Annotated in this window: 14 protein-coding genes; 6 read left to right on the forward strand and 8 right to left on the reverse strand. The window is 72.6% G+C overall.

The features are described from left to right. Positions 1–2 precede the first annotated feature (2 nt). Positions 3–764 (reverse strand): SDR family oxidoreductase, encoded by a 762-nt coding sequence (locus ABTY56_RS29260; protein ID WP_350632275.1) that lies wholly within the window; start codon positions 762–764, stop codon positions 3–5. 108 nt (positions 765–872) lie between these two features. Between ABTY56_RS29260 and ABTY56_RS29265 the strand changes: the two genes are divergently transcribed. Both ABTY56_RS29265 and trxA read left to right on the forward strand, forming a co-directional pair. Then, positions 873–1,280: a MerR family transcriptional regulator gene (locus ABTY56_RS29265; RefSeq protein WP_350632277.1), complete on the forward strand. Its 408-nt coding sequence runs from the start codon at positions 873–875 to the stop codon at positions 1,278–1,280. A gap of 3 nt (positions 1,281–1,283) precedes the next feature. Continuing rightward, positions 1,284–1,622, forward strand: coding sequence for a thioredoxin (gene trxA, locus ABTY56_RS29270; protein WP_350632279.1), 339 nt, complete (start codon positions 1,284–1,286; stop codon positions 1,620–1,622). A 38-nt stretch (positions 1,623–1,660) separates the two neighbouring features. On the opposite strand, the gene ABTY56_RS29275 is transcribed toward trxA, so the two are convergent. Beyond that, positions 1,661–2,458 carry an SURF1 family cytochrome oxidase biogenesis protein gene (locus tag ABTY56_RS29275; RefSeq protein ID WP_350632281.1) on the reverse strand — a complete coding sequence of 266 codons (798 nt, stop codon included), beginning with the start codon at positions 2,456–2,458 and terminating at the stop codon, positions 1,661–1,663. A gap of 31 nt (positions 2,459–2,489) precedes the next feature. Next, positions 2,490–3,473, reverse strand: coding sequence for a DEDDh family exonuclease (locus ABTY56_RS29280; RefSeq protein ID WP_350632283.1), 984 nt, complete (start codon positions 3,471–3,473; stop codon positions 2,490–2,492). A gap of 125 nt (positions 3,474–3,598) precedes the next feature. On the opposite strand from ABTY56_RS29280, the gene ABTY56_RS29285 reads away from it, so the two are divergent. The 4 genes from ABTY56_RS29285 (at position 3,599) to moaA (ending at position 7,940) form a co-directional block, all read left to right on the forward strand. Then, positions 3,599–4,642: a zinc-dependent alcohol dehydrogenase family protein gene (locus ABTY56_RS29285; protein ID WP_350632284.1), complete on the forward strand. Its 1,044-nt coding sequence runs from the start codon at positions 3,599–3,601 to the stop codon at positions 4,640–4,642. Between the two features lie 259 nt (positions 4,643–4,901). Continuing rightward, positions 4,902–5,258, forward strand: a complete 357-nt coding sequence (locus ABTY56_RS29290) for a DUF485 domain-containing protein (RefSeq protein ID WP_350632286.1) — start codon at positions 4,902–4,904, stop codon at positions 5,256–5,258. After that, on the forward strand, positions 5,255–6,874 hold the full coding sequence (locus tag ABTY56_RS29295; protein WP_350632288.1) for a monocarboxylic acid transporter: 1,620 nt from the start codon (positions 5,255–5,257) through the stop codon (positions 6,872–6,874). Before ABTY56_RS29290 ends, ABTY56_RS29295 begins: the two co-directional genes overlap by 4 nt. 76 nt (positions 6,875–6,950) lie before the next feature. Beyond that, positions 6,951–7,940: a GTP 3',8-cyclase MoaA gene (moaA, locus tag ABTY56_RS29300; RefSeq protein ID WP_350632300.1), complete on the forward strand. Its 990-nt coding sequence runs from the start codon at positions 6,951–6,953 to the stop codon at positions 7,938–7,940. A gap of 71 nt (positions 7,941–8,011) precedes the next feature. Here the strand turns inward: moaA and ABTY56_RS29305 are convergent, their stop codons facing one another. The 5 genes from ABTY56_RS29305 to ABTY56_RS29325 form a co-directional block, all read right to left on the reverse strand. After that, the gene (locus tag ABTY56_RS29305; protein WP_350632290.1) at positions 8,012–8,239 is read right to left on the reverse strand and encodes a hypothetical protein; all 228 of its coding nucleotides are present in this window, start codon (positions 8,237–8,239) and stop codon (positions 8,012–8,014) included. A 263-nt stretch (positions 8,240–8,502) separates the two neighbouring features. Then, positions 8,503–8,886, reverse strand: a complete 384-nt coding sequence (locus ABTY56_RS29310; protein WP_350632292.1) for a DUF3099 domain-containing protein — start codon at positions 8,884–8,886, stop codon at positions 8,503–8,505. 201 nt (positions 8,887–9,087) lie between these two features. Beyond that, positions 9,088–9,636: an RNA 2'-phosphotransferase gene (locus ABTY56_RS29315; protein ID WP_350632302.1), complete on the reverse strand. Its 549-nt coding sequence runs from the start codon at positions 9,634–9,636 to the stop codon at positions 9,088–9,090. Between the two features lie 31 nt (positions 9,637–9,667). Then, complete coding sequence (locus ABTY56_RS29320; RefSeq protein ID WP_350632294.1) at positions 9,668–11,065, reverse strand: metallopeptidase TldD-related protein; 1,398 nt, start codon at positions 11,063–11,065, stop codon at positions 9,668–9,670. Next, positions 11,065–11,386, reverse strand: a 322-nt coding sequence (locus tag ABTY56_RS29325) for a metallopeptidase TldD-related protein (protein WP_350632295.1), incomplete at its 5' end; no start/stop codon positions are given. The genes ABTY56_RS29320 and ABTY56_RS29325, both read right to left, overlap by 1 nt.

The raw sequence follows: 11,386 nt of genomic DNA on the forward strand, positions 1-11,386 counted from the left end.
GGTCAGAGGGTGCGCAGGGCGCCGCCGTCGACCGGGACCATCAGGCCGGTCAGGTAGGAGGCGGCGGGGGAGAGCAGGAAGGCGGCGACCTTGCCGAACTCCTCGGGGGTGCCGTAGCGGCCGAGCGGGATGCCGGCGCCGGCCGCGGCGCGGGCGGCCTGCGGGTCGTCGGTGAGGGCGTCGAGTTCGCGGACCCGGTCGGTGTCGATCCGGGCCGGCAGCAGGCCGACCACGCGGATGCCGCGGGGGCCGAGCTCGTCGGCGAGCGTCTTGGCGGCCATCGCGAGGCCCGGGCGCAGGCCGTTGGACACGCCCAGGCCGGGGATCGGCTGGCGGACCGAGCTGGAGAGCACGAAGCCGATCACACCGCCGTCGGACAGTTCGGCGGCGGCCGCGCGGGCGAGGCGGAGGGCGCCGAGGAAGACGGACTCGAAGGCGTCGCGCCAGGCCTCCTCGGGGGTGGTCTCGACCGGGCCGGCCTGGGGGCCGCCGACGCTGATCAGGATGCCGTCGAAACGGCCGAAGTGCTGCCGGGCCTCGGCGATGAGGCGCTCGGGTGTGTCGGGGGAGGCGTTGTCCGCGACCAGGCCCCGGGCGGTGCCGAGGGTGTCGAGTTCGGCCACGGCCTTGTCGACGGCCTGCCGGGTGCGGCCGCTGACCAGGACGCGGGCGCCGTCGGCGGCGAGTGCGCGGGCGGCGGCGAGGCCGAGGCCCCGGGTGGCGCCGGTGACGATGTAGGCCTTGTCTTCGAGTCCGAGATCCATGGGGGACATCTTGCCGGGTGGGGCGGGAGTCCGGTGGTGAGGGCTGGCGTTGACGTCCGGGGGAAGGTTTACGGTCGTCGCCGGAAGTACGGGAGGAGCGGGTTCGGCATGCGGATCGGGGAGTTGGCGGAGCGGGCGGGGACGACCACGCGGGCGCTGCGGTACTACGAACAGTTGGGCCTGTTGCCGGCCCGGCGGGCGGGCAACGGGTACCGGGCGTACGACGAGGGGGACCTGCGGCTGCTGCGGGAGATCCGGATGCTGCAGGACTTCGGGTTCGGGCTGGAGGAGACCCGGCCGTTCGTGGAGTGTCTGCGGGCGGGGCACCCGGAGGGGGACTCGTGTCCGGCCTCGCTGGAGGTGTACGAGCGCAAGCTCGCCGAGTTGGACGACTGCATCGCGCGGCTGCAGGACGCGCGGGCGCGGGTGGCCGGGCAGTTCGAGCGGGCGGTACGGGCGCGGGACGACCTCGCGGCTTCCGAGCAACCACCACTGTGTGAACTGGCGAAGGAGTAGGCGATGGTGGAGATCGTGGGTGTGCCGGCGGTGACGGACGAGACGTTCGCTGCGGAGGTGTTGGCGGCCGAGGGGCCGGTGCTGGTGGACTTCACGGCGGACTGGTGCCCGCCGTGCCGGATGATGGCCCCGGTGCTGGCGGACATCGCCCGGGAGGAGGCGCACCGGCTGCGGGTGGTGAGCGTCGACGTGGACCACAACCCGCGGACGCAGGCGGCGTACGGGGTGCTGTCGATGCCGACGTTGATGGTGTTCCGCGGCGGGCAGCCGGTGCGGTCGGTGGTGGGGGCGCGGGCGAAGGCGCGGCTGCTGCGGGAGCTGGAGGACGTGCTCCGGCCGTAGGTGCAGGGCCAGGCGCAGGCGTCGGCGCGGGCCCGGCCCTAGGCCGGGACGGGTTCGGCGGCGGTCTCGGGTTCGGCGGCCTGCTTGGCGCGGTCCTTGGCCTCGCGGCGGGCGAGGATCCAGACGCCGACCGGGATCATCGCCGTGAACAGCCACCACTGGATGGCGTAGGCCATGTGCGGGCCGATGTCCGAGTGGTTGGGCTCGGGGATCAGCTCGGGCTGGTCGGCCGGGGCCGGGGTGGTGGCGGCGAGCTCGAGGTAGCCGCCGAGGAGGGGGGTGCCGCTCTCCTTGGCCTGCTCGTCCGTGTTGATCAGGTTGAACTGGCGGTCGGGCAGGCCGCTGCGGTCCTTGATGCCGCTGGCGCCGTAGGTCTCCTCGGCGCGCAGGCGGCCGGTGAGGGAGACCTCGCCGGTGGGGGCGGCCGGGACGGGCGGGTACTGGGTGGCGCCGGTGCCGGAGGCGACCCAGCCGCGGTTGATCAGGACGGTGCCCTTGCCGTCGGAGAGCGTGAGCGGGGTCACGACGAAGTAGCCGATGGTGCCGTTGGAGTCGGTCCGCTTGCGGACCACGAACTCGTGCGCCACGTCGTACTGGCCGGTGGCGGTCACGGTGCGCCAGGTGAGGTCCTTGGGGACCGCGAAGCCCGGGGTCGGCGACAGGGTGTCGAAGGGGACCGGGGCGGCCGTGAGGGCCTTGCCGATCAGCTCGTTCCGGGCCACCCGCGCCTCGTGGCGGTGCAGCTGCCAGAAGCCCAGCTTGATCGTCGCGGGGATCAGCAGCAGCGCGATCAGCATGGTGATCAGCCACTGGCGGGTCAGCAGAAAACGGTACACATGGGAACGGTACGCCGACCTCACAACGGGCTCACGCACCGGGGTGCGGGGCGACCTCGCGCAGCAGTTGCAGGAAGGCGTCCTCGGTGACCACCGGGGTGCCGACCTCGCGGGCCTTGCGGGCCTTGCCGCTCCAGCTGTCCGGTTCGTTGGTGACCAGCAGGCTGGTGAGGCGGCTCACGGAGGTCGCGATGTGCAGGCCGGCCTCGACGGCGCGGTCCTCCAGGAGCTCGCGGTCGGTGGAGGTGTCGCCGGTGAAGGCCACCCGCATGCCCTGGACCAGCGGCTTGCCGTCCTGCCAGCGTCCCGGGTTGGGGTGCGGGCAGGGCGGGCGCTTCTTGGCCTGGCGGTAGTTCGCGCCGGTCCAGGAGGCGCGGCCGGGGGCGGCGGGCTCGTCCTCGCCCAGGTCGGTGACCGCGACGCAGTTCTGCAGCGGCAGCGGGACGCCGCCGAGGCGGGCGAGGTGCAGGCTGGGGCGGAAGGCCTCGGCGAGCACCCGGGCGTCGTCCAGGGCGTTGTGGGCCTGGCGCTGCCGGACGCCGAAGTGGGCGGCGAGCGAGGCCAGCTTGCCGTTGGGCAGCGGCAGGCGCAGGTCGCGGGAGAGGACCATGGTGCACAGCCGCTGCTCGACCGGGGCGTGCAGGCCGGCCCGGGAGAACTCGCGGGAGATCATGTTCCAGTCGAAGAGCGCGTTGTGCGCGACCAGCACCCGGCCGCGCAGCCGGTCGGCGAACTCCTCGGCGACCTGCGGGAAGGTCGGGGCGGTGGAGAGCAGCTCGGTGGTCAGGCCGTGGATCCAGACCGGGCCCGGGTCCCGCTCGGGGTTGACCAGGGTGTACCAGTGGTCGGTGACCTCGCCGTCCGGGTCCAGCTGGTAGACGCCCGCCGAGATGACGCGGTCCGTACGGCCGAGACCGGTGGTCTCGACGTCGACGACCGCGAAGCCCTCGGTGGGGGCGGCGGAGCGCTGTGCGGGGACCGGGGCGGTCCTCGGCGCGGGCTGGATCGGTTGCATGGTCCAACAGGATAAGGGGCGGGGCGCGGGGGTCCGGCCGGAATGTTCCGACCGACCGGCCGGAATAGAGTGGTCGACGGGGGTGTCGTACACCTGGTCGAGTTCGTTCCACCTAAGGACAGCGCATGCGTGCCACCGTGATCCACGGCCCCAACGACATCCGGATCGAGGACGTACCGGACCCGGTGATCCAGCACCCGACGGACGTGGTGCTCCGTGTGGTGAACGCCTGCATCTGCGGCAGCGACCTGTGGGCCTACCGCGGGGTGGCCCAGCGGGTGGCCGGGCAGCGGATCGGGCACGAGTTCCTGGGCGTGGTCGAGGAGGCCGGCGCCGAGGTGCGCGGCTTCGCCAAGGGCGACCTGGTGCTGGCGCCGTTCGTCTGGTCGGACGGGACGTGTGATTTCTGTCGCGAAGGACTGCACACCTCCTGCCCGCACGGCGGGTTCTGGGGGCAGGTCGGCTCGGACGGCGGCCAGGGCGAGGCGGTGCGGGTGCCGTTCGCGGACGGGACGCTGGTGAAGCTGCCGAAGGAGGCGGCCGGGGACGAGAAGCTGCTGCCGGGGCTGCTGGCGCTGTCGGACGTGATGTCGACCGGGCACCACGCGGCGGTCTCGGCGCGGGTGCGGCCGGGGGCGACGGTCGCGGTGGTCGGCGACGGGGCGGTGGGCCTGTGCGGCGTCCTGGCGGCGCACCGGCTGGGCGCGGGCCGGATCATCGCGCTGGGCCGGCACACGGCCCGGACCGAGCTGGCCCGCCGCTTCGGGGCGACGGACGTGGTGGCCGAGCGCGGGGACGCCGCGATCGAGGCGGTCAAGGAGCTGACCGGGGGTCAGGGCGCGCACGCGGTCCTGGAGGCGGTCGGCACCGAGGAGTCGATGCGGACGGCCATATCGATCGCCCGCGACGGCGGCGCGGTGGGCTACGTCGGGGTGCCGCACGGCGGCAGTGCGGGCGTGGACATCGGTCAGATGTTCGGCCGAAACGTGTCGCTGAACGGCGGCGTCGCCCCGGCCCGTGCGTACATCCCCGAGCTGCTGCCGGACGTGCTCTCCGGGGCCATCGAGCCGGGCCTGGTCTTCGACCGCACGGTCGACCTGGACGGCGTGCCGGACGGCTACCGGGCGATGGACGACCGCTCGGCGCTGAAGGTCCGGATCGCCTTCTGACGCATTGCCAAGAGGGGCGGCACCGCTGGTCGGTGCCGCCCCTTTCGCGTGGGACGGGGGTGGTCCGGAGGGGCGGCGGTGGTGGTTTTCGGCCATTCGGGTGGCGCGAGGGGGTGAACGCCTGGCTGATCGCGGTCAACTCCTTCCCGGTGCGGGCACGACGCTCCTAGCATTGCGCGGCGCGTCAGCGAAATGTGACGCCCCTCACGTTCGATCGTTCACCTGTGTGCCAGCTACGCCGAAGGAGTGAGGAGAAAGAGTGGATTCGCCGCCGATCACCACTGCCCCCACGGAAGTCCAACTCATCGACGACAGCGAGGAGTTCCGTACCCTGCGGCGCTCGTTCCGGAGCTTCGCCTTCCCGGTCACCATCGGCTTCGTGCTCTGGTACCTGCTCTACGTCCTGCTCTCCTGCTACGCCCCCGGCCTGATGCGCGCCAGGGTCGCCGGGCACGTCAACGTCGCCCTGGTGCTCGGGCTGCTGCAGTTCGCCACCACCTTCGCGATCGCCGCCTGGTACGCCCGCTACGCGGACCGGCGGATCGACCCGGCCGCCACCGCGATCCGCGAGGCGCACGGTGCCGTCGTCCACGCCCCCCGGGAGTCCGCCGAATGACATTGCTGTCCAGCTCCGCCACCGAGCACCGCGGCCTGACGATGACCCTCTTCGGGGCCTTCGTGATGGCCACCCTGGTCATCACCGTCTGGGCCGGGCGGCAGAACCGGAGCGCCTCCGACTTCTACGCCGGCGGTCGCGGCTTCACCGGCTTCCAGAACGGTCTGGCCATCTCCGGCGACTACATGTCCGCCGCCTCCTTCCTCGGCATCGCCGGGCTGATCGCGCTCAACGGCTACGACGGCTTCCTGTACTCGATCGGCTTCCTGGTCGCCTGGCTGGTCGCGCTGCTGCTGATCGCCGAACCGCTGCGCAACTCCGGCCGCTTCACCATGGCGGACGTCCTCGCGTTCCGGATGCGCCAGCGCCCGGTGCGCACCGCGGCCGGCGTGTCCACCATCGTGGTGTCGATCTTCTACCTGCTCGCCCAGATGGTCGGCGCGGGGGCGCTGGTCGCGCTGCTGCTGGGGGTCACCGGGGACGGTGCCAAGCGCTGGACCATCCTGGCGGTGGGCGCGCTGATGATCATCTACGTGGTGATAGGGGGGATGAAGGGCACCACCTGGGTGCAGATCGTCAAGGCGGTGCTGCTGATCGCCGGCGCCGCGCTGATGACGGTCCTGGTGCTCGCCAAGTACCACTTCAACCCCTCGGAACTGCTCGGCGCGGCGGCCTCCGCGAGCGGCAAGGGCTCGGCCTTCCTCGAACCCGGGCTGAAGTACGGGGCCAGCGACACCTCCAAGCTGGACTTCATCAGCCTCGGGATCGCCCTGGTGCTCGGCACCGCCGGCCTGCCGCACATCCTGGTCCGCTTCTACACCGTCCCCACCGCCAAGGCGGCCCGGAAGTCGGTCCTCTGGGCGATCGGCATCATCGGCGTCTTCTACCTGATGACCCTGGCGCTCGGCTTCGGCGCGGCGGCCCTGGTCGGCCGCAGCGGCATGGTGGCCGTCGAGGGCAAGACGCCGTCCGGGAACACCGCGGCGCCGCTGCTCGCCGAGCAGCTCGGCGGCGGGGTCGGGACCACCGGCGGGGCGGTCATGCTCGCGGTGATCTCGGCGGTCGCCTTCGCCACCATCCTCGCCGTGGTCGCCGGTCTCACCCTTGCCTCCTCGGCCTCCTTCGCGCACGATCTGTACGCCAACGTGATCCGGCGCGGGAAGGCGAGCGAGAAGGAGGAGGTGCTCTCGGCGAAGTGGGCCGCGGTGGTGATCGGCGCGATCTCCATCGTGCTCAGCCTCTACGCCGGCAAACTCAGCACCGCCGCGCTGGTCGCGCTCGCCTTCGCGGTGGCCGCCTCGGCGAACCTGCCGACCCTGCTGTACTCGCTGTTCTGGAAGCGCTTCACCACCGTCGGCGCGGTCAGCTCGGTCTACGCCGGCCTGATCTCCTCGGTGGTGCTGGTGGCGTTCTCCCCGGTGCTGTCCGGGAGCGAGAAATCGCTGTTCCCGCACGCCGACTTCCACTGGTTCCCCCTGGAGAACCCCGGCCTGGTCTCCATTCCGATCGGCTTCCTCGCGGGCTGGCTCGGCACCCTGCTGTCCACTGAACGACCCGACCCGGCGAAGTACGCTGAACTGGAGGTCCGCTCACTGACCGGACTGGGCGCCCATTGATCGTTCCGCGATGACTATGCTGGCCCGGCCCGCCGTGACGGTGGCCGGGCCGGCCGCATCTCGGGGAAGGACGCACGTGCTGCTCGACACCTTCGGACGACAGGCCGTGGACCTGCGGGTCTCCCTCACGGACCGGTGCAACCTGCGTTGCACCTACTGCATGCCGGAGGAGGGCCTGCAGTGGCTGGCCAAGCCCGACCTGCTGACCGACGAGGAGATCGTCCGGCTGGTCACGATCGCCGTGCGCGACCTGGGCGTCCGCGAGGTCCGCTTCACCGGCGGCGAGCCGCTGCTGCGCCCCGGGCTGGTTCCCGTCGTCGCCGCCTGCGCGGAGCTGGAGCCGCGGCCCGAGCTCTCGCTGACCACCAACGGCATCGGGCTGGCCCGCACCGCGACGGCGCTGCGCGAGGCCGGACTCGACCGGGTCAACGTCTCGCTGGACACCCTGGACCCGGAGGTGTTCCACACCCTCACCCGCCGCCGGCGCCACCAGGACGTGCTGGACGGGCTCGCCGCAGCCGAGGCCGCCGGGCTGGCTCCGGTGAAGCTGAACGCGGTGCTGATGCGCGGGGTCAACGACCACGAGGCGGGCGACCTGCTGGCCTGGTGCCTGGAGCGGGGCTACGAGCTGCGCTTCATCGAGCAGATGCCGCTGGACGCCCAGCACGGCTGGGACCGCACCTCGATGGTGACCGCGGAGGAGATCCTGGAGCTGCTCCGCGCCCGCTTCGCGCTCACCCCGGAGCCGTCCGACCGCCGGGGCGCGGCCCCCGCCGAACGCTGGCTGGTGGACGGCGGCCCGGGCCGGGTCGGCGTGATCGCCTCGGTCACCCGCCCGTTCTGCCGCGCCTGCGACCGCACCCGGCTGACGGCCGACGGCCAGGTGCGCAACTGCCTGTTCGCGACCGGGGAGACGGACCTGCGCACGGCGCTGCGCTCCGGCGCGGACGACGCCGAGCTGGCCGCGCTGTGGCGGGCGGCGATGTGGGGCAAGAAGGCCGGGGCCGGGATCGACGACCCGGAGTTCCTCCAGCCGGAGCGGCCGATGTCCGCGATCGGCGGCTAGGACCGGCCGAGCGGGCGCGGTGGGCGGCTTGAGGTCGGCCTGAGGTCGGCCCGGGGGCGGACGGCCTGCGGTCAGGCGGGGGTGCCGGGCTCCGGGGTCCAGTCGCCGAAGGCGACGACCTCCTTGAGGAAGCCGCGCACGCCGAGGAACTGGGACAGGTGCTCGCGGTGCTCGTCGCAGGCGAGCCAGGTCTTGCGGCGGTCCGGGGTGTGCAGCTTGGGGTTGTTCCACACCAGCACCCAGCCGGCGTCCGCCCGGCAGCCCTTGGCGGAGCAGATCGGCGTCTGCGGGGTGTCCATCGGGCCGTCCTCAGCGATAGGCGGGAAGTCTGCACCGCCAGTCTGTCACGCCCGGTCGGGACGACCGGATCCGGGCATGGCGACGCCGGGCAGCCACGGGGGGAGCTGCCCGGCGTCGGTCCGTCGCTCCGACGGGGGATGCGGAGCGCGTACGCAGTATGTCACGCCAAGACCCTCGGATGGGGAGGTCTTGCATGATTAATCTGAGCTTCTTTTGAGCTTTCGCCGAGCGGGGTGCGGGCGAAGCGGGGTGAAACGGACGGTCAGTTCACGTCCTGTGAAGGATCGGTGGCAGCGGCCTTTGCCTCTCCTCCACCGGCTGTCGCACCCGCCCCACCCGTCCCACCGGGGCCCAGCATCAGCGGGGTGTCCGAGGGGATGTCGAAGGTGCTCGGCAGGCCCGGGGCCCGCTCCCGGCCGGCGTTGGCTATCAGCACCGCGAAGTACGGCAGCAGCACGGCGCCGGCCAGTGCCACGAACGCCAGCCAGCGCTGGACGTCCCACAGCACCACCGCGAGCAGCACGCAGACGGTGCGGAGCAGCATCGAGACGACGTAGCGGCGCTGGCGCCCCCGGACGTCCTCGGTCAGGCTGCTGCGCGCCCCCGTGATCCGGAAGACCTGGCTGTCTTCGGCGCTCTTGCCCATGTGTCCTACCGCCCTCGTCACGCACCCGCGCGCCTGGCCGCGCGGCCTCCTCACGGTACGCCCGGGCGGTCGGGGCGACGAGACCGGGTGGGGCGGACCCACCCGGTCGGGTGCCCGATGGGCCTGTCCGGCGGAGCGGACGGGCCCATCGGGCGTGCGCGCTGTGGGTGTCCGTCGGGTGTGCGCGTCGGGGGCGCCGGGCTACGAGCGCCGGGAGAGGTACTGCGGCGGTACGGCGTCGGTGAGCCAGACGCCGTTCTCGCTGACCCGGAACTCGTGGCCGGCCGCCGTCATCGCGGCGGCGTTCACCGTCAGCACCACCGGGCGGCCGTGCCGGGCGCCGACCCTGGTCGCCGTCTCGGTGTCGGCCGAGAGGTGGACGTCCTGGCGGGCCATCGGACGCAGGCCCTCGCGGAAGATCGCCGCGAGGTGCCGGTCGGCGGTGCCGTGGTAGAGCACGTGGGGCGGCACGGCGGCGGCCAGACCGAGGTCGACCGCCACCGTGTGGCCCTGGTTCGCGCGGATCGAGAGACCGTCCGGCGAGTAGCCGAAGCGGCGCTTGTTGTTGGTGGTCACCACGTGGTCCAGCTCGACCCGGGTCAGCCGGTTGCCCTTGGCCGCCAGCGCGGCGAGCAGCACGTCGATCCGGACCCAGCCGGCCTCGTCCAGCGTGATGCCCACCCGGTCGGGGTCGTGCCGCAGGATGCGGGACAGCATCTTGCTCGTCTTGGCCAGCCGCTTCTCGTCCATCATGTCTCTCGTATCCCCCGTTGGTCAGTGGCTATGAGGCCTGGCTGACCGAACTCATGTTGAAGTCCGCGACACGCACGGGTGGCATCGCGGTGCGGGTGAACCAGTCGCTCCACTCGCGGGGCAGGCAGTGCTCGGTGCGGCCGACCTCGGTGATCCGGCCGAGGAGGTCCACCGGGGACTCGTTGAACCGGAAGTTGTTGACCGCGCCGACGACCTCGCCGTTCTCCACCAGGTAGACGCCGTCCCGGGTGAGGCCGGTGAGCAGCAGCGTCGCCGGGTCCACCTCGCGGATGTACCAGAGGCAGGTGAGCAGCAGGCCGCGCCCGGTGCGGGCGATCATCTCGTCCAGGGTCGGTGCCGACGCCTGGTCGGCCGTCTCCAGGACGAGGTTGTCGATCGCCGGGCGCACCGGCAGCCCGGTGAGGCCGGCCGAGTGCCGGCTGGTGACGAGCTCGTTCAGCACGCCCCCGCGGATCCACTCGGTGGTGGTGACCGGCTCGCCGTTGTCGAAGACCGAGGCGTCCCCGCCGGTGGAGTGCGTGAGCACGAACGGCGCGGCCTGCAGGCCGGGCTCCTGCGGGTCGGAGCGCAGCGTCAGCGGCAGCCCACTGAGCTTGTCGCCGATCCGGGTGCCCCCGCCGGGCTTGGAGAAGACCGTCCGGCCCTCGTGGGCGTCCCGGCCGCCGCAGGACCAGCTGAGGTAGACCATCAGGTCGGCGACGGCCGAGGGCGGCAGCAGCGTCTCGTAGCGGCCGGCCGGCAGGTCCACCTTGCGGGAGCCCCAGCCGAGGCGCTTGGTCAGCTCGGCGTGCAGGGCGGCGACGTCGATGTCGGTGAAGTCCCGGGTGGCGGCGCCGACCCAGGCCGAGCCGGACAGGTCGGCGGTCTTGGCGTTGAACTCGACCATGCCGGTGGGCTGGTCGTGGCGCAGCCGCAGGCCGCTGGAGCTGCCCAGGTAGCTGGAGGTCAGCTCGTACCGGGCGAAGCCGTACAGCAGCTCGCCCTGGGCGGCGGCGCGGGCGAAGGCCTCGCCGAGGGCGGGGCCGAAGGCGTCGAAGACCGCGATCGAGGTCTCCGCGGGCGGCTCGGTGAAGTCCGGGGACGCGGGCCGGTCGGCGACCAGGGGCTGGGCGTCCTCGGCCGGGCCGGCCGCGCGGGCGGCCTCCTCGGCGGCCCGTACCAGGCCTTCGACCTCCTCCGGGGTGACGGCGTCGCGGGAGACCACGCCGGAGGCGGTGCCCTCGGCGCCGGCCACGGTGGCGATCACGGTCAGCCGGCGGCCGCGGGTGACGCCGTTGGTGGTCAGGGCGTTGCCCGCCCAGCGCAGGTTCGCGGTGGAGTCCTCGTCGGCGATCACCACGCAGCCGTCGGCGCGGGAGAGGCCGAGCGCGAGCTCGACGAGTTCGTGGGGCTGCATCGCGGTCATCAGTGACCCGCCTCCTGCTGGGTGTTGAGCACGTTGACGTTCCGGAACAGCGCCGACGGGCAGCCGTGGCTGACGGCCGCGACCTGGCCGGGCTGCGCCTTGCCGCAGTTGAAGGCGCCGCCGAGGACGTAGGTCTGCGGGCCGCCGACCGCCGCCATCGAACCCCAGAAGTCGGTGGTGGTGGCCTGGTAGGCGAAGTCCTTGACCTGGCCCGCGAGTTCGCCGTTCTTGATGGCGTAGGCGCGCTGCCCCGTGAACTGGAAGTTGTACCTCTGCATGTCGATCGACCATGAACGGTCGCCGACGATGTACAGGCCGTTC

This window comes from Kitasatospora sp. NPDC097691, assembly GCF_040302665.1.
Taxonomy (GTDB): domain Bacteria; phylum Actinomycetota; class Actinomycetes; order Streptomycetales; family Streptomycetaceae; genus Kitasatospora.

What these genes read in the sequence shown, in the direction of transcription:
- ABTY56_RS29265 (WP_350632277.1), top strand. Translation starts at nt 873, where the DNA reads ATGCGGATCGGGGAGTTGGCGGAGCGGGCGGGGACGACCACGCGGGCG.
- ABTY56_RS29315 (WP_350632302.1), bottom strand. Translation starts at nt 9,636, where the DNA reads ATGGACGAGAAGCGGCTGGCCAAGACGAGCAAGATGCTGTCCCGCATC.
- trxA (WP_350632279.1), top strand. Translation starts at nt 1,284, where the DNA reads ATGGTGGAGATCGTGGGTGTGCCGGCGGTGACGGACGAGACGTTCGCT.
- ABTY56_RS29320 (WP_350632294.1), bottom strand. Translation starts at nt 11,065, where the DNA reads ATGACCGCGATGCAGCCCCACGAACTCGTCGAGCTCGCGCTCGGCCTC.
- ABTY56_RS29295 (WP_350632288.1), top strand. Translation starts at nt 5,255, where the DNA reads ATGACATTGCTGTCCAGCTCCGCCACCGAGCACCGCGGCCTGACGATG.
- ABTY56_RS29285 (WP_350632284.1), top strand. Translation starts at nt 3,599, where the DNA reads ATGCGTGCCACCGTGATCCACGGCCCCAACGACATCCGGATCGAGGAC.
- ABTY56_RS29310 (WP_350632292.1), bottom strand. Translation starts at nt 8,886, where the DNA reads ATGGGCAAGAGCGCCGAAGACAGCCAGGTCTTCCGGATCACGGGGGCG.
- ABTY56_RS29305 (WP_350632290.1), bottom strand. Translation starts at nt 8,239, where the DNA reads ATGGACACCCCGCAGACGCCGATCTGCTCCGCCAAGGGCTGCCGGGCG.
- ABTY56_RS29260 (WP_350632275.1), bottom strand. Translation starts at nt 764, where the DNA reads ATGGATCTCGGACTCGAAGACAAGGCCTACATCGTCACCGGCGCCACC.
- ABTY56_RS29280 (WP_350632283.1), bottom strand. Translation starts at nt 3,473, where the DNA reads ATGCAACCGATCCAGCCCGCGCCGAGGACCGCCCCGGTCCCCGCACAG.